21 protein-coding genes, 2 tRNA genes and 1 riboswitch are annotated in these 19,973 nt (G+C 47.6%); of the genes, 13 read left to right on the forward strand and 10 right to left on the reverse strand.

Features of this window, described 5'->3' with window-relative positions:
• The first annotated feature begins 387 nt into the window (after positions 1 to 387).
• A complete protein-coding gene (locus I8U21_RS05600; protein WP_181732647.1) occupies positions 388 to 630 on the forward strand; it encodes an aspartyl-phosphate phosphatase Spo0E family protein in 243 nt (80 codons plus the stop codon).
• A 62-nt stretch (positions 631 to 692) separates the two neighbouring features.
• A complete protein-coding gene (locus tag I8U21_RS05605; protein WP_181732648.1) occupies positions 693 to 1,052 on the forward strand; it encodes a HesB/IscA family protein in 360 nt (119 codons plus the stop codon).
• A 33-nt stretch (positions 1,053 to 1,085) separates the two neighbouring features.
• On the opposite strand, the gene I8U21_RS05610 is transcribed toward I8U21_RS05605, so the two are convergent.
• Together I8U21_RS05610 and I8U21_RS05615 are read right to left on the reverse strand one after the other, a co-directional pair.
• A complete protein-coding gene (locus tag I8U21_RS05610; protein WP_181732649.1) occupies positions 1,086 to 1,349 on the reverse strand; it encodes a TFIIB-type zinc ribbon-containing protein in 264 nt (87 codons plus the stop codon).
• A gap of 62 nt (positions 1,350 to 1,411) precedes the next feature.
• Positions 1,412 to 2,419, reverse strand: a complete 1,008-nt coding sequence (locus I8U21_RS05615; RefSeq protein WP_181732650.1) for an NAD(P)/FAD-dependent oxidoreductase — start codon at positions 2,417 to 2,419, stop codon at positions 1,412 to 1,414.
• A 283-nt stretch (positions 2,420 to 2,702) separates the two neighbouring features.
• Between I8U21_RS05615 and I8U21_RS05620 the strand changes: the two genes are divergently transcribed.
• The 4 genes from I8U21_RS05620 (at position 2,703) to I8U21_RS05635 (ending at position 5,532) form a co-directional block, all read left to right on the forward strand.
• A complete protein-coding gene (locus tag I8U21_RS05620) occupies positions 2,703 to 3,902 on the forward strand; it encodes an NAD(P)/FAD-dependent oxidoreductase (protein WP_198053457.1) in 1,200 nt (399 codons plus the stop codon).
• A gap of 205 nt (positions 3,903 to 4,107) precedes the next feature.
• Positions 4,108 to 4,242, forward strand: coding sequence for a YuiA family protein (locus tag I8U21_RS05625; protein ID WP_232337524.1), 135 nt, complete (start codon positions 4,108 to 4,110; stop codon positions 4,240 to 4,242).
• 90 nt (positions 4,243 to 4,332) lie between these two features.
• Positions 4,333 to 4,602 (forward strand): YuiB family protein, encoded by a 270-nt coding sequence (locus tag I8U21_RS05630; protein ID WP_082240761.1) that lies wholly within the window; start codon positions 4,333 to 4,335, stop codon positions 4,600 to 4,602.
• 57 nt (positions 4,603 to 4,659) lie between these two features.
• On the forward strand, positions 4,660 to 5,532 hold the full coding sequence (locus tag I8U21_RS05635; RefSeq protein ID WP_198053458.1) for a diacylglycerol/lipid kinase family protein: 873 nt from the start codon (positions 4,660 to 4,662) through the stop codon (positions 5,530 to 5,532).
• On the opposite strand, the gene I8U21_RS05640 is transcribed toward I8U21_RS05635, so the two are convergent.
• Together I8U21_RS05640 and I8U21_RS05645 are read right to left on the reverse strand one after the other, a co-directional pair.
• Positions 5,518 to 6,336, reverse strand: a complete 819-nt coding sequence (locus I8U21_RS05640; protein ID WP_198053459.1) for a cobalamin-binding protein — start codon at positions 6,334 to 6,336, stop codon at positions 5,518 to 5,520. The genes I8U21_RS05635 and I8U21_RS05640 overlap by 15 nt on opposite strands.
• Positions 6,337 to 6,412: 76 nt before the next feature.
• Positions 6,413 to 6,943, reverse strand: coding sequence for a divergent PAP2 family protein (locus tag I8U21_RS05645; protein ID WP_181732655.1), 531 nt, complete (start codon positions 6,941 to 6,943; stop codon positions 6,413 to 6,415).
• Between the two features lie 176 nt (positions 6,944 to 7,119).
• Between I8U21_RS05645 and I8U21_RS05650 the strand changes: the two genes are divergently transcribed.
• The 3 genes from I8U21_RS05650 (at position 7,120) to I8U21_RS05660 (ending at position 7,656) form a co-directional block, all read left to right on the forward strand.
• The gene (locus I8U21_RS05650) at positions 7,120 to 7,362 is read left to right on the forward strand and encodes a hypothetical protein (protein ID WP_181732656.1); all 243 of its coding nucleotides are present in this window, start codon (positions 7,120 to 7,122) and stop codon (positions 7,360 to 7,362) included.
• A gap of 113 nt (positions 7,363 to 7,475) precedes the next feature.
• Positions 7,476 to 7,561 (forward strand) — tRNA-Leu (locus I8U21_RS05655).
• Positions 7,562 to 7,566: 5 nt separating this feature from the next.
• Positions 7,567 to 7,656, forward strand: a tRNA-Leu gene (locus tag I8U21_RS05660).
• 112 nt (positions 7,657 to 7,768) lie between these two features.
• Here I8U21_RS05660 and I8U21_RS05665 read toward each other — a convergent pair.
• Entirely contained in the window at positions 7,769 to 8,086 is a 318-nt protein-coding gene (locus tag I8U21_RS05665) for a hypothetical protein (protein WP_198053460.1), read from the reverse strand.
• A gap of 511 nt (positions 8,087 to 8,597) precedes the next feature.
• On the opposite strand from I8U21_RS05665, the gene I8U21_RS05670 reads away from it, so the two are divergent.
• The gene (locus I8U21_RS05670) at positions 8,598 to 9,173 is read left to right on the forward strand and encodes a hypothetical protein (RefSeq protein ID WP_198053461.1); all 576 of its coding nucleotides are present in this window, start codon (positions 8,598 to 8,600) and stop codon (positions 9,171 to 9,173) included.
• 83 nt (positions 9,174 to 9,256) lie between these two features.
• Positions 9,257 to 9,817 carry a CAP domain-containing protein gene (locus I8U21_RS05675; RefSeq protein ID WP_198053462.1) on the forward strand — a complete coding sequence of 187 codons (561 nt, stop codon included), beginning with the start codon at positions 9,257 to 9,259 and terminating at the stop codon, positions 9,815 to 9,817.
• A gap of 41 nt (positions 9,818 to 9,858) precedes the next feature.
• Here I8U21_RS05675 and I8U21_RS05680 read toward each other — a convergent pair whose 3' ends face one another.
• Both I8U21_RS05680 and exaC read right to left on the reverse strand, forming a co-directional pair.
• Positions 9,859 to 10,224, reverse strand: a complete 366-nt coding sequence (locus tag I8U21_RS05680; protein ID WP_198053463.1) for a DUF779 domain-containing protein — start codon at positions 10,222 to 10,224, stop codon at positions 9,859 to 9,861.
• 10 nt (positions 10,225 to 10,234) lie between these two features.
• Complete coding sequence (gene exaC / locus I8U21_RS05685) at positions 10,235 to 11,767, reverse strand: acetaldehyde dehydrogenase ExaC (protein ID WP_198053464.1); 1,533 nt, start codon at positions 11,765 to 11,767, stop codon at positions 10,235 to 10,237.
• A 224-nt stretch (positions 11,768 to 11,991) separates the two neighbouring features.
• Here exaC and I8U21_RS05690 point away from each other — a divergent pair, with 224 nt between their 5' ends.
• The gene (locus I8U21_RS05690; protein ID WP_198053465.1) at positions 11,992 to 16,305 is read left to right on the forward strand and encodes a PolC-type DNA polymerase III; all 4,314 of its coding nucleotides are present in this window, start codon (positions 11,992 to 11,994) and stop codon (positions 16,303 to 16,305) included.
• A gap of 41 nt (positions 16,306 to 16,346) precedes the next feature.
• On the opposite strand, the gene I8U21_RS05695 is transcribed toward I8U21_RS05690, so the two are convergent.
• The 3 genes from I8U21_RS05695 to I8U21_RS05705 form a co-directional block, all read right to left on the reverse strand.
• Positions 16,347 to 16,892 (reverse strand): DJ-1/PfpI family protein, encoded by a 546-nt coding sequence (locus I8U21_RS05695; RefSeq protein WP_198053466.1) that lies wholly within the window; start codon positions 16,890 to 16,892, stop codon positions 16,347 to 16,349.
• Positions 16,893 to 16,992: 100 nt separating this feature from the next.
• Positions 16,993 to 17,475, reverse strand: coding sequence for a TVP38/TMEM64 family protein (locus tag I8U21_RS05700; protein ID WP_198053467.1), 483 nt, complete (start codon positions 17,473 to 17,475; stop codon positions 16,993 to 16,995).
• A gap of 87 nt (positions 17,476 to 17,562) precedes the next feature.
• Positions 17,563 to 17,961: a DUF1259 domain-containing protein gene (locus I8U21_RS05705; RefSeq protein ID WP_198053468.1), complete on the reverse strand. Its 399-nt coding sequence runs from the start codon at positions 17,959 to 17,961 to the stop codon at positions 17,563 to 17,565.
• A 407-nt stretch (positions 17,962 to 18,368) separates the two neighbouring features.
• Positions 18,369 to 18,481: riboswitch (SAM riboswitch) on the forward strand.
• A 77-nt stretch (positions 18,482 to 18,558) separates the two neighbouring features.
• On the opposite strand from I8U21_RS05705, the gene I8U21_RS05710 reads away from it, so the two are divergent.
• On the forward strand, positions 18,559 to 19,848 hold the full coding sequence (locus I8U21_RS05710; protein WP_181732666.1) for a homocysteine synthase: 1,290 nt from the start codon (positions 18,559 to 18,561) through the stop codon (positions 19,846 to 19,848).
• Positions 19,849 to 19,973: the final 125 nt, after the last annotated feature.

Genomic DNA, 19,973 nt, shown 5'->3' on the forward strand with positions numbered 1-19,973 from the left:
TCCTCCTCTCATTACTGATCAAACAAACAACCAATGATATCTGAAATTATTTCGAATGTCTAAATAACCAATCGAACTTATATTATTCTACCACAAAGGATAATCATTGGAAAACAAGCGGGAAGGCATCTTCCGGCCGCCCGGATTTTGTCAATTTCCCGGGAGGGAAGGGGTTTACAATTTTTTACATGATGTCTCAAAAAGTTTGGAAAGGATGGAGATAACAAGAAGATGTGTCTAAATAATATATTTAATTGAATAATTTGTAAAAAATGCAGCTTTTCTTTTCAGTTTTGTCATTGTATACTGAAAATAACTGGCAGATTTCGAACAAATGTGCCTTGTTTTGTGAGAGATGGGTCAAGATAGGGAAGAGGAGGTCATGAGATGAGTGGGGGTCCGGCGTTAAAAGATCAGTTGGAAAAAGCAAGAAAACGCATGGAAGAAGCGGCGGATCGTTTCGGTTTGAATCATCCGGCCGTTTATGAACTGAGCCGGGAGCTCGATGAACTGCATAATTTGTGGGAACAGGAAACGATTCTTCACCAAAGGGAAGATGAAATCATCTATCCGCTTCGGATGCAAAGAACGAAAAAACGATCCAAACAGGCGATGATGGAAGCGATCTGAGCTCATTGGTTGTATCAGGGGAAGATTCCCTTGTATACTGTAAGAGAAGGAGGGAATGCCCCGTGATTAAATTGACGGAACAAGCCGCTTTAAAAGTGAAAGATATGTTGAGCGAGCAAGAGCATCCGGAAAATCTCTATCTGCGCGTCGGCGTGGAATACGGCGGATGCAGCGGTTTTTCATATAGTATGGGATTTGATGAAGAAAAGAAAGAAAATGATCTGGAACTGGACCAGTTCGGTGTCCGGATTTTGATCGACCAACGAAGCCAACCGTTGCTGAAGGGAACGGTGATTGATTACAAAGAAACCGTCATGGGCGGCGGATTCAGTATTGATAATCCGAATGCAACGGTGACTTGCGGTTGCGGCTCTTCATTCCGGACGGCAACGGAATCCGGCCGGCCCGACGAGAATTGCTGAAAAAAACCCGTCTCCATGTGAGATGGGTTTTTTTCAGGATATCGGGATTTCATCCACCATCATTACTTTGGAATGCCCGCAAGCGGGACAGGTGAGTGCATGGGGACATTGACGGGTTTTCAGATCAGTCAGCCCGTCGGTCATTTTCAGATCATCAATCTCACGATACGGGCTGTAGTCACTGAACAGATCGGTCAACCGACCGTTGTCTTCCAAAACATGCCCGCATCCGGGGCAACGATGATCTTCGAGGGCGGAAAACCCGTTACATACGGGACAAGCATAATGAGTACCCAAAAAAATCCCTCCTTTGATTTTATCTTTATCGTTTCAAATCAAAGGAGGGATCATGCAACCATTTAGCGGTCCAATTTTAAATTGGAGCTGTGTTGAGGCTGAACGCGGGCATCCGGATCGATGTATTGTTTGGCATGGTTGACGGCGATGGGAGCCTCCCCGAAACCGACGGTGATCAGTTTGACTTTTCCTTCATAGGTGGCAATATCGCCGGCGGCGTAAATGCCGGGGATGTTGGTTTCCATTTTGGAATTGACGAGGATGGCTCCTTTTTCGATATGAAGCCCCCACTCTTGAATCGGCCCCAAGGAAGAGACAAATCCAAAGCTGACAATCACTTCATCCACTTTCAATTCCTCGGAAACCCCGCTTTTTTTATCAGAAATCGTCACTTTTTCGATGTGGGTGTCTCCTTCGATCGCGGTAATTTCCCGCGGGGTTAACACCCTGATGCCGGAATTCATCATTTTTTCGACACTGTGTTCATGAGCGCGGAATTTGTCCCGGCGATGGATCAAGGTCACACTTTTTGCGACCGGTTCCAACATCAAAGCCCAATCCACCGCGGAATCTCCCCCGCCGGCAATCAGTACATCTTTTCCTTCAAACTGCCGTTTGTCTTTGACAAAGTAATGAATGTGGGTGTTTTCAAATTTTTCGGCTTCCGGCAGTTTCAATTTGCGTGGTTCAAAAGCTCCGCATCCTGCGGTGATAATCACGGAACGACCCAAATGCACTTGTTTTTGGGTGACAACCTCAAATAACCGTTCTTCTTTTTTATGAACTTGTAAAACCTTTTCATCCAAACAATAGGTGGGATGAAAAAGGTCGGCTTGCTCAATCAGATTATCCACCAGGTTTTGGGCGGTGACTTTGGGAAAACCGGCGATGTCATAAATATATTTTTCCGGATAGAGTGCAGACAATTGGCCTCCCAATTGCGGCAGGCTTTCGATGACCTTGACGGAAGCTTGGCGCATTCCGGCGTAAAAAGCAGCAAAGAGACCGGTTGGCCCTCCGCCGATCACGATGATATCGGTTATGTTTTGTTCAACTTGTTGTGTTGTCACAAGCGCACCTCCAAAATATTATTGCGAAAATGGAGAAAATTATATAATAATCATATAACACGATGTGATGATCGAATCCATAGCTTTAAAAAATTTACCAATTCGTTTTTGCCGGATAGACTGAAATGAAGTGGAGAAAATGTGAACAAAAGCTCTTGCTAAAAGTTCGTGAAAATAATATCATAATCAATGGCATGATTCAATGATCACGAAGCGTTCGAACCTTTTCAGATTGTGAGAAATCAATCATACTAAATAATACTTTAGATGGATGTGATTTGTGATGAGTATACCGAAAATCGTGATCCTTGGAGCAGGGTATGGCGGACTGATGACAGCCAAAGGATTGGCCAAAAATCTGAATGCGAACGAAGCAGAAATTACCCTGGTCAACCAAAACAGTTACCACTATATCACGACGAAATTGCATGAGCCGGCGGCAGGAACTTCCCATCATGATCACGCACGTGTTTCGATCCCGTCGGTCATTGACACCAACCGGATCCGTTTTATCCAAGACCGGGTGACCGGAATGAAGTTGGACGAAAAAACGGTTTTGTTGGAAAACAATGACCCGATCCAATATGACTACCTGGTGGTTGGATTGGGAAGCGCACCGGAAACGTTTGGTATTAAAGGTTTATTGGAAAATGCGTTCTTTATTCGCAATATCAACAGCGTGCGCATGATTCGCGAACACATGGAATACATGTTCTCGCGATATGCCATTGAGAAAAAAGAAGAATTGATCACGATCGTGGTCGGGGGAGCCGGATTCACCGGAATTGAGTACGTGGGCGAATTGGTGGATCGCATGCCCGAACTGTGCCGGGATTATGACATTCCGCTTGAAAAAGTCCGTATCGTGAATGTGGAAGCGGCACCGACAGTTTTGCCGGGATTTGACAAAGAACTGGTGGACTATGCAGTGAAATATTTGGAAAATAAAGGTGTTGAATTCATTGTCAACACACCGATCGAAGAGTGCACCAAAGACGGTGTCATCCTGAAAGGCGGACGTGAAATCAAATCGGCCACCGTGGTTTGGACCGGTGGTGTGCGCGGGAATAAACTGGTTGAAGAATCCGGCATTGAAACAATGCGCGGCCGTGTGAAAGTGGATGAATATCTGCGTGCTCCCGGCCATGAGAATGTGTTTATCGTGGGAGACAGCTCCCTCGTGTTCCCGGGAGAAAGTGAAAATGAGCGTCCTTACCCGCCGACGGCCCAAATCTCCACACAGCAAGGCCAATATCTCGGCCAACAATTGGCCAAAGTGGTTCGCGGGGGTCAATTTGACCAACCGTTTAAATATCAACCGAAAGGAACCGTTGCTTCTCTGGGAAGAAAAGAGGCCATCGGTGTGGTCGGAAATAAAAAATTGACCGGCGGAACAGCTGCGTTCATGAAGAAAATCATTGATCTTCGCTGGCTCTTCTTGTTGGGTGGCGTTTCTTTGGTTCTTCGCAAAGGAAAACTGTAATCATTTATGATTTTTACAAAAAACCCTTCTTGTTTAAGAAGGGTTTTTTGTTATGGAATAAAGCAATTTTCCGAAAGAAAAGGCATCATTCCGATGGTATCGCTTACATGGAGTGTGAACGCGTTTCCCGCTCCTGAATGGAATTTTTCATTTTGATTAGAATATTATATCATTTCTGAAACTGATACCACAGGGGGGCGATTCCATGAAAAAATTTATGTCGGAACTGTCGGAAAATAATTGCCATTATTGCAGCGGAAAAGGGTATTTGGAGCTTTTGCTGGGCGGTACGGAAGAGTGTTATGCCTGTCACGGAACCGGAAAAGAAGATAAAAAATGAAGTGAACCCGCGTTTGGCGGGTTTTTTTATATCGTTGACCTTCTGAAAGATATTCAGTAAAATGAGTGGGAACTTTGCGATTTGGAGGCGATGACTCAAGTGACGCTCGCCCAATTGATCATTTCCATTCCGTTGTTATTTGTTTTATTTTTTGGATTGGGCTTTATTTTGAATATGATTTTAAAAACTACTTGGTTGCCGCTCGCCCTTTTTTTCGGGGTTGTTTTGTATGTGGGGCGGGATGTGACGCAAATTTTTACCATTGTCAATGCTGTCTTGTTCTTTTCGGGTTTTTTGGGAGTCCTTGGCGGGATTTTTACCATTCGTACGTTGCGCTTAAAAGGATATCGGATGTTCTAGAAACCAGGGATGCACCCTGGATTTTTTTTAGCATGCATTCGGACAGAAGGTGAGAACATGATTTTATTTGTGGTGAATCCGGAATCAGGTAAAGGAAAAGGGAAAGTTTTCTGGGAAAAAGCGGAAACATATCTCAAGGCCCGGTCTGTTGCTTACGAAGTCTGGCATACGAAGCAAAACGAGAAACTGACTTCTCAGATTCTTGATGGAGCCAAACAGAAAAAGTGGCAAGCGGTGGTTGCCATCGGCGGCGACGGAACGGTGAACGAGATCGGGAGCGGATTGATTGGCGGAGCGGTTCCGTTCGGGATTATTCCATCCGGAACCGGAAATGATTTTGCTTTTGCCCACGGCATCCCTTCCCGGCCGGAGAAAGCGCTGGCGCGTATCTTGAATTTTCAACCGGAACTGGTGGATACGGCGACCGTGAACGGACAACCCATGTTCGGATCCACAGGAGTGGGATTTGATGTCAGTGTGGTGGATCGGGTGAACCGGTCCGGTTTAAAGAAGTGGTTCGGATCGTTTTCATACGGGATGGAAGCGATGAAATGCCTGTTTTCTTACAAAGCCCGGTCCATGACACTGAAGATGGACGGAAAAGAATATCGGCTGGAGAAATGTTGGATGGTGTCCGTGGCCAATATCCGCCAATACGGTGGAGGGATCCGGATTTGTCCGCAGGCGGACACCCAAGACGGATATTTGGATGTGTGTTGTGTGCAAAATCTGAGCAAAGGTCAGTTTATTCGCGCTTTTCCATTAACTTATTTCGGTTGGCATACCCGGCACCCGGTCATCCGGTTTGAGAGGGCACAACAAATTGAAATACCGGGACCCGAATCTTTTCCTTATCATATTGACGGGGAAGTCAAGGGGACGACTCCGGTCCGGATTAAAGTGCAACCCCGTTCCTTACTCCTCCTGTAAGGGGAAAGGGTGATCCGGATCCGGCGTTGAAAACGTTTCCGGATATAACAAGTGCGCCAAATGGTAAAGGCCGGTCAAAATCCGGGGGGAGGGTCGGCAATACCATCCTTCGTCCAACAGAAAAATATTTTGCTCCTTTGAAAGCGGCGTTCCTTGCCAGGGCGGACGGGATTGGATCATTTCTTTTTTGATCCGCTTCAGCGGAACCCCGGTCCAGACGACCAAAATATAATCGGGTTTTTTATCCCGTACGGTTTCCCAATCCGTCTGCACGCTTTCTTTGTCAATGTCGGAAAAGATGTTGACGGCCCCGACCAATTCACTCACCTCGGTGAGCCAGTTTCGTCTGCCCGGGGTGAAAACCGGCTTTGGCCACCACTCCCAATACAGGCGCGGCTTTTTTTCTTTGCCGGGAATCCGGGATTCGAGCCGTTCGATTTGATCTGTAAACCGGCGGGAGGTTTGTTCCGCTTTGGTTTGGAGGCCGAGGACGTCTCCGAGCCGGATCAAATCTTGTGCAATATCCCGGAGGGTTTTGGGGTTCAAAACGATAAAGGGGAGATTTTCTTGTTTTAATCTTTCGATATTTTTCTCCATTCCCGGGACACTGAGGGAAGCGATCACCAGATCCGGATTCAATGCTTTGATTTTTTCGATATCCACATTTAAATCCGGACCGACGCGGGGAAGGTGTTGGCAGGACGGGGGCCAGTCCGAGTAATCATCCATTCCGACAAGCCATGTGTGCGCTCCCAGAAAATAAAGCATTTCCGTATTGCTGGGACAAATGGAAACCAGTCGCATCCTGATCCTCTCCTTTGAGTGCATTGCGCTTCTTCGGAAATGTTGAAGCGGGCATTGTTTAAATGTCCCGCTTCACTTAATACCAGAGAAAGTACATCGCGACAGAAACCAATATGCCCAACCAGGCACCGGTAAAGACTTCGATGGGTTGATGGCCCAGGATTTCCTTCAAGCGGATCCGGGTTTCCGAGGTCGGCTTTTCTTTGATGTTCCTGAGTTCCTTCAACAGTAAAGCGAAGTCGTCAGCCAACTGGTTAAGAGCCTGGGCATGCATGCCGGCCTGTCGGCGGACACCGGTGGCATCGTACATCACAATGATTCCGATGATGGTTGCAATGGCAAAGGCGGAAGAATCCCATCCCTCCGTGATTCCCAGGGAGGTTGCCAGTGCGGTCACAGCGGAAGTGTGTGAACTGGGCATGCCCCCGGAGCTGACCATCCAGTTCCAATCCCAATGATGCGTGATAAAAAAATTCCAAGGGACTTTTAACAGTTGTGCCAAGACAATGGCAGTGAGAGATGCCCAAAGAGGAAAATTGGCCATGAGTTCAGCCGGTATCAATGCCTGGTCATCCTTTCCATTCGGTGTCGGTTCTATTTCATCCATGCGTTGTTTTCGATTCCTTTGTGAAACTATTTTATTATATCTCATCAAGAGACGATTTTTAAATGATTCTTGGCAAATTGTTGCAGGAAAAACCTGAGTGTTTTTCGAAGGATTAATATGAAAAAAGCAAACATCGTTCATTGTCTCCAAAAAACGTTTCATTAAGGAGTTTTTTTATGAGGGACTATTTACCGGATCCGTTGCCAGTCAGCCATCGTTTGCAATGCCGGGAGTGCCGGGAACAGTTTAAAACGTTACATTCCGGGCCGCTCGAAGAAAAAATGGTGTGTCCGTCCTGCGGCTGGTCCGGGACATTATCCGAATGGATGACGGAAGAAGCCGTCCTCCGTGAACTTGCTTTGGCACGCAAGAAATTGGAAAAAGTTTTTTTCAAGATGAAAAGCTCCCATAAAAGCTGATGACGGGTTTTTGACCGTTCTTTGTTTTTACCTGTTTTAAAAAAATCGTTGACATTTATTCTTATTGCTGATATGATATTTTTTGTCGATTCGATAATGATTTTTCACCTCAAGCCGAAGTGGCGGAATTGGCAGACGCGCACGACTCAAAATCGTGTTCCTTTATGGAGTGTGGGTTCGACTCCCACCTTCGGCACCAAGCATGCTGGGGTGGCGGAATTGGCAGACGCACAGGACTTAAAATCCTGCGGTGGGTGTACCACCGTGTCGGTTCGAGTCCGACCCTCAGCACCAAAGTGTGAATCGGCCCGTGAAAAAAGCTCCGCTTGAAAAAGCGGAGCTTTTTTTTTGCGTGGTTTGACCTGTACATGAAAGATGCCCCGCTCTTCACGGGACATCTTTCATGTTATGAACTGAGAAGAGGAGTGGATGAAGAAGGTTGGTCTTCCAACCGCAGGACCTCTTCTTTGTCCGGAAGTTCATAAACTTCCTCCAATACATGTTTTAACACCAAATAAGCGGAGTAAGGCTTTTTCAGGTAGTTTTCGGTAAAAAAACGTTTTGTTTCGGGACAGAAGATAAATGCTTTTAACTCTTCCAGTTCCTCAATTCGTTTTTTAATCACTTCCAAAACTTCGGGACAGTCGCTGAATAATTCTCCTTCTTTCCACGTCAAAGTGATATGTTCATATAACCATCCTTTGATGGTAAATTGACGTAACATGTTGTACCACCTCCAGAGGTGATAAATCAAAGACCTGCTCTTTTTTTATACGTCGTATGGCCGGAAAATCCTGCCGCTTGACTGTATCCGCAAACATTCGAAAATTTTGACCGTAAGTCTCCGGCGATGGAAGCCGGAAACGGAAAAACAGGTTTCCAATAATCAGGAAGGATAATTTCCGATTTTTTACCTGTCATTTTTTCTTTTTAATATCTCAATATTTGAATGTTTCGCATTTGCTTATTTTTTTATCCGCTCCCGTTTTTTCCCCTCCTTCCCCTGTGTGTCCCGGTGATTGCCCGGGATGCTTGTGGTTTTTTAACATTTTTCCCCCGTCAGGTGACGGGGATGGATCCGGTTGAAAGCATCATGATTTGATGAAAAGAAAGGTAGTAGATCCATACTTGATCAATTAATATAAAAATAATTATAATCTTTGTATGATTGTTTTTGAATTAAAATACAAAGGTGCTTGAATTTTGAACACTAGAAAACAGGGTGAAGCCGGATCATGTTAAATGAACAACATCATCGCCAGTTACAAATGATTGCTTCCTATTTGCCAAGTATTCAATTTGATTGGGATAAGGAGCAAATGGTTCATTCATTCTCTGTACTAGCCGAACTCTTGGATTATCGCATGATGTGGGAAAAGGAAGAAGGTGTGTGTTTTTGCAATCATTTGGACGGATATCCCCGCATTCTGTTGGAGAAAAAGGAAGGGCGCATTCAATCGGTATGGCTGGATATTGATACATACCGGGAAATGGATGAGATCCTGAAGGATCCCGGTGATGACCGGATGAACGAATTAACCATGGAAATGTTGAGGAGTTTGGACGTTGTTGTGCGCTTTTTGTCGGCCAATTGGGGAGCTCCTTTTTTTTATGGGGAATTTTGGGATCCTCATTTTCCGCGTGACCAGTATGTCAGCATCCGGATGGCATTGTGGAAAGTGCAAGATGCCCACATCGCCGTGCAAGTGGAACATCAGGACCGGGAATACCCCATCAGCCTGAACATGCTCATCACACCTGAACAAGAATTGAGTTCGCACCGGTTTGATGCATTGATGAAGCGGAAATGAACCTCCTTTCCAATATTCTACAATTTCAATGCTTCGGATTTATGTTAGACTGTGAAGCAAGTTGAAGGGAAAGGGGTTGCATTATGAGTTTTCAATTGATTCTCGCCGGATTGACGGCACTGTTGTCCACGGTTACCGGTTGGGGGTTTTTGGGAAACCAAAATCAAGCCGATCCCAAGGAGACGTTGCAACCACAGGAGGCAGTCCGGGAAACGCAACCGTCTTCTGCAGCGGCAACCGGTGATCAAAATGCAGAGATTCTGCCCGTTGAAAAAGAGGTTTTGACCTTGGTGAATCAGGAACGGGAAAAGCACGGCTTGAAACCGTTGCAACTGGATGCCGCGGTTTCCAAAGCAGCGGACATGAAATCCAAGGACATGAGGGATCATCATTATTTTGACCATCAATCCCCGACCTACGGTTCTCCTTTTGAAATGATGAAACAGCAAGGCATTGATTTTAAAGCGGCCGGAGAAAATATTGCGGCGGGACAAAAAACGGCGGAAGAAGTGATGGACGGCTGGATGAACAGTGAAGGACACCGGGCCAATATCTTGAATCCTGATTTTACCCATATTGGAATCGGTTATGTTCAAGGTGGAGATTACGGCACTTATTGGACACAATTATTTATTCAAAAATAAAGAGACAGAGTGAACCCCCTGCATGAGCAGGGGGTTTTCGTTTAAAGGAGTCCCAATTGTTTTTGCTCTTCTTCGGTAAACAAACGGGAACGAATGATAAACCGGACCCCGAGCGGGATTTCCAGGGAGAAAGACGCACCGCGGCCTTTGGTGACATCGATGGTCAGGTGGGTGTGTTTCCAGTATTCATATTGGGCCCGGGACATATAAAAAGGGCAACCGGCCACATCCCCGAGGTAGACATCGTTGGCTCCGACCCGGAAGGTTCCCGCTTTGAAACACATCGGGGAAGATCCGTCACAACAACCGCCGCTTTGGTGAAACATTAAATCGCCATGTTCTTTCCGCAAAGCCTCAATCACTTTGGCGGCTTCTTCCGTCACAGACACCCGCTCCACTTGTTTCATTCCGGTCACCTTAAAACAATCCGGTGGGGTTTTGATCGTAGGAGATCAGCATGTTTTTGGTTTGCTGGTAGTGTTCCAACATCATTTTGTGGGTTTCCCGCCCGATCCCGGATTGTTTGTATCCGCCGAAGGCAGCGTGTGCAGGGTAGACGTGGTAACAGTTCACCCACACGCGGCCGGCTTCAATTTTCCGGGCGATCTGGTAAGCTTGGTGAACGTCTCGGGTCCACAATCCGGCTCCCAGGCCATAGAGCGTGTCATTGGCAATTTCCAACAGTTCCTGTTCATCTTTAAATGTGGTGACGGAAACAACCGGCCCGAAAATTTCTTCTTGGAAAATGCGCATTTTGTTGTTTCCGACAAAGACGGTCGGTTCAATATAAAAGCCGTCCGGATATTTCGGGTTGTCATACGGCTTTCCGCCGGTCAGGCATTGTGCCCCTTCTTCACGCCCCAATTCGAGATAGCTCAGGATTTTTTGAAATTGATCCGATGAAGCCTGTGCCCCCATCATCGTTTCCGGATGCAAGGGATCCCCCATTTTGATTTTGCGCACCCGCTCGAGGGCCCGATCCATGAATTCTTCATAGATCGATTCCTGGATCAGGGCACGGGACGGACAGGTGCAGACTTCCCCTTGGTTTAACGCGAACATGGTAAATCCTTCGATGGCTTTTTCCAAGAAGCTGTCATCTTGCCGCATGACGCTTTCCGTAAAAATATTGGGGGATTTTCCGCCCAACTCCAGCGTGACCGGAATGATGTTTTCAGAAGCATATTGCATAATAAACCGGCCCGTGGTTGTTTCGCCGGTGAAAGCGATTTTTCCGATCCGCGGGGAGGTGGCAAGCGCTTGGCCGGCCTCGGGACCGAAACCGTTTACAATATTGAGGACGCCGGGAGGAAGCAAATCTTGAATCAACTCTGCAAATAACAGGACGGTGACGGGCGTTTGTTCAGCGGGTTTCAGTACGACACAGTTTCCTGCGGCCAGTGCCGGTGCCAGTTTCCATGCGGCCATCAACAAGGGGAAGTTCCAAGGGATGATTTGTCCGACCACACCGATCGGTTCCTTGATGTGAACCGAAAGCGTTTTGGCGTCAATTTCGGAAACGCTGCCTTCTTCTCCGCGGATGACGCCGGCGAAATACCGGAAATGGTCAACAGCAAGCGGGATGTCTGCCGCCAGTGCTTCACGGATGGGTTTTCCGTTGTCCCATGTTTCCGAAAGTGCCAGTTTTTCTTTGTTGGCTTCAATCCGGTCGGCAATTTTAAGGAGGATTTTGCTTCGCTTGGCAGGCGGGGTGTTGGCCCATTTTTCCCTGGCTTGGTGCGCTTTGTCCAAAGCCAGTTCGATATCTTCTTTTTGTGAACGCGGAACTTTGGTGAACACCTTGCCGTCAACCGGAGACGGGTTGTCAAAATACTCGCCGTTTACCGGAGGCACCCACTCGCCGCCGATAAAGTTTTCATACCGGGGTTTGTAGTGAAGCAGGCTGCCTTCCGTGTTGGGGGCTTTGTAACCGGAAAGTTTGACGCTCATGGCCTCATCCTCCTTATGTTTTTTGAAAAATATAAATGTTCCATATATAAATTTCTTGAAAGATGATTTGATTCCTGCTTGACCGCCGGGTTTTATCCTTTTAAAACGGCCTTACAAAAATCGCCTCTTTCTCTCTTTGTATATGTTCGATACAATAAGTAAATGACTCGAATCATTCCAATGTGGTACGGGAAGAGAAACCAAGTATTTGGAGGTCTTTAGCAATGAAGGGGAGGCAAGCACTGGTTAACCTGTTCCATGAAGCCGAATTGCCGGAAGAATGGCTGAATCATGCCTTTCGGGATGGTGTGATTAAAGAAGTGCAAGTCCGTCTCCAAGACAGAACATGGAATATTCACCTTCATTTGGTGGAGCCGATGGATGCGGAGTTATGGCAGGATTTTCAGATGCGCGTGAAAAAACATTTTCAGCCGTGGGTCCGGGTGAATATGTACTTCACCTATGACCGCTTGCAACATGAAATCGTTCTGCAAAAATATAAATATTTTATCCAAAAATGTTTGCAAGAACAGGTCACACCCGCCGCCGCCACTTGGTTCGGACAGGCTGAATGGCGGGTGGAAGGGGACCGGATTGTTGTCGTCTTCCCCAACCCGGCGGTTTTGAAAATGGCTAAACAACGGGAAACGGACCGCTATATCATGAAGTATTACGAACGCATCACCGGAACCAAACTCCCCGTCATTTTATCAGCAAAAGAAACCGAACCGGAGCAGGCCGCCGAACAATTCCGCGAGCAGAGAATCCAAGAGGAAAAGACCTTGATGCAAAAGGCGTTGGCCGAACAAAAAGAGCGGGCCAAGAAACAGAAAGAAAAGAGCGAGCATCCGGAGGAACCGGTTGTAAGCAAAAAATTGGGCTACAGCATCAAGGGAGAACCGGTGAAAATCAACGACATTGTCGAAGAAGAGCGGAATGTGGTCATCAAAGGCAAAGTGTTTAAAAGCGAGTTGAAAGAGTTAAAAAGCGGTCGGAAGTTGTTAACCTTCAATTTGACCGACTTTACCAATTCCATTTCGTGCAAAGTGTTTGCCCGTGACAAGGAACAAGCCGCCGTTTTGGCCATGATCCAAGACGGTGATTGGTTAAAAGTGCGCGGAAGTGTTCAATATGACACGTTTTCCCGTGAACTGGTCGTGATGGTGAACAGCTTGGAAGAAACCGAACCCGATTCGTTTGTGCGCCGGGATACGGCGGCAGAAAAACGGGTTGAGCTTCATTTGCACACCTCCATGTCCGCAATGGATGGGATTGCCAGTGCGGGGAAAATGATTCAAAGAGCGGCAGAATGGGGGCATCCCGCCGTGGCGATTACCGACCATGCCGTGGCGCAAGCCTATCCGGAAGCATACAAAGCGGCCGGCGAACATGACATCAAAGTGATTTACGGAGTGGAAGCCAATATCGTCGATGATGGCATTCCCATTGTGATGAATGAAGTCGAGATGGATTTACTCGAGGGTACATATGTCGTCTTCGACGTGGAGACCACCGGGTTGTCCGCCGTTCACGATGTCATTATCGAACTGGCAGCGGTCAAGATGAAAGACGGAAAAATCATCGACAAATTTTCCTCCTTTGCCAACCCTCACCGCCCGTTGTCCAAACACATTGTCGAGCTGACGCATATCACCGACGACATGTTGAAAGACGCACCGGAAGTGGATGATGTGGTGGCGGATTTTCTGGAGTTTATCGAAGGCACCGTGCTGGTGGCGCACAATGCGCGATTTGATATGGGATTTTTGCAGGAAGCGGTGAAACGGATCGGCAAGGAGCCGGTGAAAAATCCGGTGCTGGATACCTTGGAACTGGCACGGATGTTGTTCCCCGACATGCGGAACCACCGCTTGAACACCCTGTCGGATAAGCTCGGCATCAAACTGGAACAGCACCACCGGGCGATTTATGATGCGGAAGCCACCGGCCATGTGATGTGGAAAATGTTGCAAATTGCGGTGGAGAAAAAGAAAATCACCCATTTGCACATGTTGAATGAAAACCGCGGGGAACGGGATTTAAAAAGGGTCCGTCCTTTCCATGCCATTTTGCTTGTGCAGAACCAGGAAGGGATGAAAAACCTGTACAAGCTTATCTCGATGTCCCATTTAAAATATTTTTACCGGGTGCCGCGCATTCCCCGCAGCGAGCTCGTCAAGCACCGGAACGGCCTTTTGGTCGGGTCGGGCTGTGAACGCGGAGAATTATTTGAAGCGGCGTTAAACAAGTCGCCTTCCGAAGTGGAAGAAATCGCGCGTTTTTATGATTACCTGGAAATCCAACCGGTGGAGTACAACATGCATCTGGTGGAAAAAGGCTTGGTGGAAAATGAAGAGCGGTTGCGGCAAGCGAATCAATTGATTGTCGAGATCGGCGAGAAGCTGGGCAAACCGGTCGTCGCCACTTCCAACGCCCATTATTTGGACGAACAGGATGCCATTTTCCGCGAAATCATCGCCGCAAACCAAACCGGTGCGAAACCGCAAGGGCCTTTGCCGAAAGCGCATTTTCGGACGACGGACGAGATGTTGCGGGAATTTCAATATTTGGGCGAGAAAAAATGCAAAGAAGTGGTGGTGGACCATCCCCGGGCGATCGCGGAGCAGATTGAAGTGGTCAAGCCGTTCCCGGATGAAACGTACACGCCCCATTTGGAAGGAGCCGAAGAAGAGTTAAAACGGATTTGTTACCAAACGGCGCACGAATGGTACGGGGAAGAGTTGCCGGAAATCGTGAAAAACCGGTTGGAACGGGAGTTGAACTCCATTATCAAACACGGATTCAGCGTGCTGTACATGATTTCGCAAAAAATCGTCAGCAAATCGCTGGAAGACGGATACCTGGTCGGTTCCCGGGGATCGGTCGGTTCTTCGGTCGTTGCCTGTTTGAGCTATATTTCCGAAGTGAATCCGTTGCCTCCCCATTACCGTTGCAAAAAATGCAAGTACAGCGAGTTTATTACCGACGGTTCTTATGAAAGCGGGTTTGACCTGCCTGACAAAAAATGTCCCCGGTGCGGGGAAGAGCTGTGGAAAGACGGGCATGACATCCCGTTTGAGACGTTCCTCGGCTTTGAAGGGGACAAAGCGCCTGATATCGATTTGAACTTTGACGGTGAATATCAATTGCGCTCGCACCAGTACACCGAGGAACTTTTCGGGAAAGAGTACATCTATCGTGCAGGAAGCATCAACACGGTGAAAGAAAAGACCGCGTTTGGTTATGTGAAAAAGTATGCGGAACAACATAATTTGAATTTGCGGCGTGCCGAAATCGAGCGCCTGGCGCAAGGTTGCGTCGGGGTGAAAAGGTCCACCGGGCAACACCCCGGAGGGCTGATGGTGGTACCGCAGGAACGGGAAGTCTATGATTTCACGCCCATTCAGCACCCGGCGGATGACACCAAATCCGGGGTGATCACGACCCACTTTGATTACAAAGCCATCTCCGGGAAAATTTTGAAACTGGATTTGCTCGGGCATACGGGACCCACCATCCAACGCCTGTTGCATAAACTGACCGGTGTGGATCCCACCAAGGTTCCGCTCGGGGATCCCAAGGTGATTGAACTGTTCCGCAGCACCAAAAGCATCGGGGTCCGGCCCGAAGACATTAACGGAATTGAACACGGCACGCTGGGGATTCCGGAATTTGGCACCTATTTTGCGCGTGGGATTTTGCAGGATGCCAAACCCAGTTGTTTCAGTGAATTGGTGCGTGTGTCCGGATTGTCGCACGGGACGGACGTCTGGCAGGGCAATGTGCAGGATTTGATCAATGACGGCGTTTGTACCATTTCAGAAGCCATCTGTTGCCGCGATGATATCATGTTGTATCTGATTCGCATGGGATTGCCGTCCAAAGCGGCATTTAAGATCATGGAAAAAGTGAGAAAAGGAAAAGGGGTTTCCGATGAAGAGGAAGCCTTGATGAAGGAGCATGGCGTGCCGGATTGGTACATTGAATGTTGCCGGAAGATCAAATACATGTTCCCGCGTGCGCACGCCGCGGCTTATGTGACGGCGGCCGTTCGCATCGGGTGGTTTAAAGTGTATCATCCGGAAGCTTTTTATGCGGCATTGTTCAGCACCCGCGTCAATGAATTTGACATTGAGCTTGTTTTAAAAGGATATGATGCGGTCAAACGGAAACTGAATGAGATCAACGAGATGGGCTTCCAGGCATCGGCGAAAGACAAGGCCATGGCGGCCACCTTGGAATTGGTGATGGAAATGTATGCACGGGGAATTGAATTTGCGCCCGTGGACTTGTATCAGTCGGATGCCGTCAAGTTTTGGCTGGATGACCAAAAACGCCTGATCCCTCCGTTTGCTTCGATTTCCGGAGTCGGGGAGAGCGCGGCGCAAAACATTGTCCAAGCCCGGGAGCAAGGAGAGTTTTTGTCGATCGAGGATTTGCAAAAGAGGGCCCGTTTGTCCAGCACGGTGATCGAAGTGCTGGAGCGGCTGGGTTGTTTGCAGGGGCTTCCGGAAAGCAACCAGTTGGCATTGTTTTAAAAAAGGAGCCGGTTTTTTCCCGGCTCCTTTTTTGGTCAAAATTATTTTAATTTCTTTAAAAACTCCCGCATAAATCCGGGAAGATCCGGCCAAGCATGAGCCGAGACCAAGTTGTTGTCCACATGAAGCTCTTTGTTGACGTACTCGGCTCCTGCGCTTTCCACTTCCGGCTTACAAGTGGTGAATGCCGTCATCGAACGGTTTTTTACGGATTCCGGAATCACGCTGAACACCAGTGCGGCATGGCAGATGGCCCCCACCGGTTTGTTGTTTTCGAAGAAATGGCTGACAATTGCAGGGACTTCTTTTTCCATGCGGATGTATTCCGGAGCCCGTCCCCCGGGGATGATCAAACCATCATAATCGGCCGGATTGATTTCGGAAAATGAGGCGTGGGAGTCAATGCCGTATGCCAATTTTTCCGTGAATGTTTCCATGTCCACAAAATCATGGCAAACCGTTTGCAATTTCTTTTTATTCGGGGACGCGATGGTGACTTCGTGCCCTTCTTCCAGCAACCGGTAATACGGATAGAAAATTTCCAGGGCTTCCACGGCATCACCGGTCAAAATCAACACTTTTGCCATAAAAAATCCCTCCATCTTGTGATCATAAGTTACTTACTATTTTATTGTACATAATTTATTTTAAAACAAATAGACCTGCATGTAAAAATTTATCTTTCTTTTAAAAAAGTTGAATCCATTGAAGGAAACCATACCCTGCTCCGGTTTCCAAGGCGACGGATGGAATTTTGCCCACGGCAGTGGAACTTGAGAAGATGAAAAAGCGGGTTCCCGCCCATACGGCAAAAAGGTTTACGGCTCCCGTCGGAATCCATGGCACCAACCGGGCAGCGGCAAGCAAGGTCCATTGCCGCCACAGCGGCTGTGCTTGGATGGATTCCAGCCAGCGCCAGCGGTTTCGGTATTTTTTGGGAAGAATGCGCATGCCCCGCTGATAAATCACAAAGGCAAGCATGGCTCCCAAAACTTCGGCGGTCCAGGACAGAACCCCGCCCCACCAGGCTCCCCAAAGCCAGACGTTTGTTGCCGTCATAAAGACTGAAGGGAGAAATCCGGTCAGGTTGACAAGCGTATTGACCAAAAGGCTGACAGGAATGGCCCAAATGCCGAGTTCCAGCAAAATGTTTCTCCACATCTCTTCCATGCAACGTTCTCCCTTGCTTCGAATTAAGTTTATTATACCGGGAATTGCAAAAACCACCCGGTTTCCGGGTGGTTTTTAAAAAAATCCTCATCTTTTCAACACCCTCAAGGCGGCGGCAACTTTTCTGGCAAAGGTGATCGGATTTTCTACGGATTCAAAATGAATGTAAAATAAACGGGGGTTTTCAAATAACCAGTGGTTGTGAAGAGCGGTTACAATTATTCCCCGTTTTCGCAATTCGGAGATAAACGGATTAATTTCTCTTTGTAAAATCACCGTTTCTCCCAAATTGAGCGCGCGGCCCCGGCGGTCAAGGCTCTCAAAACTGAAAAAGGTGGGAAGAACCAGCGGGGAACGGGATCGTTTGCCCAAAATGGTGACGGGGATGTTCCGGAATTTTTGAATAAAACAAATCCCGTTCATGGTGCTTGGCTGGCCGTTGACAATCCGTGCGAATTGACGGCACAAGCGCTCAAGCGATGACATGGAATCACCTCCCGTGCTTTTCAAATCGCTATAGCATATGAAAGGAGAACCGGGGGGGAAGGGTCAGTACCCAAGGGAAAGGAAGTTTCAATGCAAAAAGAGGCGTTTGGGCAGAGGAAGGCCTTTTGGAACCAAAGCAGGGAGAGGAACTAAAAGTGAATAATCCGTGACAAAAAAACTTTTTTCGTACAAAAAGACCATAATTTAGAAAGTCCGTCCGAATAAATCATCAGATGGACTCCCTATTAAATCTCTTCGAATCCCCATTCGAACCGGGTTTAGATCAGGCCAGGGCAATTGCCCTGGTTTTTTTATGAGGTTTTTGTGAAAAATCATTGACGATGGTCCTTTCTTGTCATTATAATAGAGTCAATTCAATAAAATAATACTATTCTTATCAGATTTTGCTCTTATCCAGAGAGGCTGAGGGACTGGCCCAATGACGCCCGGCAACCCCGGATGAAGATCCGGAAGGTGCCAATTCCTGTAGAAATCCTTTGGGATTTCTAGAAGATAGGAGAGACTTCGATGAGTGATCAAGCCTCTTCTCTGGATCAGAGAAGAGGCTTTTTTACAACAAAAGGGGGAAAAAGACCAATGAGTGAATCCACGAACTATCGAAGCGAAACCATTGCCGTACACGGAGGACAGGTGCCGGACCCGGTCACGAAATCAAGAGCCGTGCCGATTTACCAAACGACCTCGTATGTGTTTGACAATACGGAACATGCCGCCAATTTGTTCGCGCTGAAAGAAACGGGAAATATTTATACCCGCATCATGAATCCCACCCAGGATGTTTTTGAAAAACGGGTGGCGGAATTGGAAGGCGGAGTCGGAGCGTTGGCAACCAGCTCCGGGCAGGCAGCCATCACTTATGCCATTTTGAACATTGCCAAAGCCGGAGATGAAATCGTCGCTTCCAGCGCGTTGTATGGAGGAACTTATAATCTCTTTTACCATACTCTTCCCAAAATAGGGATTAGCGTGAAATTTGTGGATCAATCGGATCCGGAAAACTTCCGGAAAGCGATCACCGACCGGACCAAAGCCATTTTTGCCGAAACCATCGGAAATCCCCAATTGGATGTGCTGGATTTTGAAGCCGTTTCGAAAGTGGCTCATGATCACGGAATTCCGCTCATTGTGGACAATACTTTTGCCTCCCCGTATTTGTGCCGTCCTTTTGAGCACGGGGCCGACATTGTCGTTCACTCGGCCACCAAATTCATCGGGGGACATGGAAACAGCATCGGCGGAGTCATTGTGGATTCCGGAAAATTTGACTGGACCAACGGCAAGTTCCCGGATTTCACGGAGCCGGATCCGAGTTATCACGGAGTGGTGTATAGCGAAGCGCTCGGACCGCTTGCTTACATCACCAAAGCGCGGGTGCAACTTTTGCGTGACACCGGAGCGGCAATTTCCCCGTTTAATGCCTTTTTGTTGCTGCAAGGATTGGAAACATTGCATCTGCGGATGGAACGGCACAGCGAAAATTCACTGGAAGTTGCCAAATATCTGGAAAAACATGAGTCGGTTGAATGGGTCAATCACCCGGGGCTTCCGAACCACCGGTCTTATGAATTGGCTCAAAAATATCTTCCGAAAGGTCAAGGAGCGATTTTCACTTTCGGCATCAAAGGCGGATTGGAAGCCGGCAAGAAGTTCATTGAAAGCCTGGAGCTCTTTTCACATTTGGCCAATGTCGGCGATTCCAAGTCCCTGGTGATTCATCCGGCCAGCACCACACACCAACAATTGACGGAAGAAGCGCAAAGAAGCGCGGGAGTGACTCCGGATCTGGTTCGTTTGTCCATCGGAATTGAGTCGGTGGATGATATTATTGCCGATCTGGATCAAGCCTTGAAAAAAAGCCAACAATAACCGTTAAGCCAACCCCCTTTACCCGTCAACCCCTTTCCATTTTTTATGGAAAGGGGTTTGTTTATTTTAATAATGTCAACAATTAGAAGGACAAAATAGGATTTTCTATAAATTGAACCGGATTG

The sequence above is a fragment of the Thermoactinomyces sp. CICC 23799 genome (genome assembly GCF_016055145.1).
Taxonomy (GTDB): Bacteria; Bacillota; Bacilli; order Thermoactinomycetales; family Thermoactinomycetaceae; genus Thermoactinomyces; species Thermoactinomyces intermedius.

Excerpts from the sequence above, each read along its gene's own strand:
- I8U21_RS05600 (WP_181732647.1), top strand. The coding sequence starts at position 388 with ATGAGTGGGGGTCCGGCGTTAAAAGATCAGTTGGAAAAAGCAAGAAAA.
- I8U21_RS05620 (WP_198053457.1), top strand. The coding sequence starts at position 2,703 with ATGAGTATACCGAAAATCGTGATCCTTGGAGCAGGGTATGGCGGACTG.
- I8U21_RS05625 (WP_232337524.1), top strand. The coding sequence starts at position 4,108 with ATGAAAAAATTTATGTCGGAACTGTCGGAAAATAATTGCCATTATTGC.
- I8U21_RS05630 (WP_082240761.1), top strand. The coding sequence starts at position 4,333 with ATGACTCAAGTGACGCTCGCCCAATTGATCATTTCCATTCCGTTGTTA.
- I8U21_RS05635 (WP_198053458.1), top strand. The coding sequence starts at position 4,660 with ATGATTTTATTTGTGGTGAATCCGGAATCAGGTAAAGGAAAAGGGAAA.
- I8U21_RS05640 (WP_198053459.1), bottom strand. The coding sequence starts at position 6,336 with ATGCGACTGGTTTCCATTTGTCCCAGCAATACGGAAATGCTTTATTTT.
- I8U21_RS05645 (WP_181732655.1), bottom strand. The coding sequence starts at position 6,943 with ATGGATGAAATAGAACCGACACCGAATGGAAAGGATGACCAGGCATTG.
- I8U21_RS05650 (WP_181732656.1), top strand. The coding sequence starts at position 7,120 with ATGAGGGACTATTTACCGGATCCGTTGCCAGTCAGCCATCGTTTGCAA.
- I8U21_RS05665 (WP_198053460.1), bottom strand. The coding sequence starts at position 8,086 with ATGTTACGTCAATTTACCATCAAAGGATGGTTATATGAACATATCACT.
- I8U21_RS05670 (WP_198053461.1), top strand. The coding sequence starts at position 8,598 with ATGTTAAATGAACAACATCATCGCCAGTTACAAATGATTGCTTCCTAT.
- I8U21_RS05675 (WP_198053462.1), top strand. The coding sequence starts at position 9,257 with ATGAGTTTTCAATTGATTCTCGCCGGATTGACGGCACTGTTGTCCACG.
- I8U21_RS05680 (WP_198053463.1), bottom strand. The coding sequence starts at position 10,224 with ATGAAACAAGTGGAGCGGGTGTCTGTGACGGAAGAAGCCGCCAAAGTG.
- exaC (WP_198053464.1), bottom strand. The coding sequence starts at position 11,767 with ATGAGCGTCAAACTTTCCGGTTACAAAGCCCCCAACACGGAAGGCAGC.
- I8U21_RS05690 (WP_198053465.1), top strand. The coding sequence starts at position 11,992 with ATGAAGGGGAGGCAAGCACTGGTTAACCTGTTCCATGAAGCCGAATTG.
- I8U21_RS05695 (WP_198053466.1), bottom strand. The coding sequence starts at position 16,892 with ATGGCAAAAGTGTTGATTTTGACCGGTGATGCCGTGGAAGCCCTGGAA.
- I8U21_RS05700 (WP_198053467.1), bottom strand. The coding sequence starts at position 17,475 with ATGGAAGAGATGTGGAGAAACATTTTGCTGGAACTCGGCATTTGGGCC.
- I8U21_RS05705 (WP_198053468.1), bottom strand. The coding sequence starts at position 17,961 with ATGTCATCGCTTGAGCGCTTGTGCCGTCAATTCGCACGGATTGTCAAC.
- I8U21_RS05710 (WP_181732666.1), top strand. The coding sequence starts at position 18,559 with ATGAGTGAATCCACGAACTATCGAAGCGAAACCATTGCCGTACACGGA.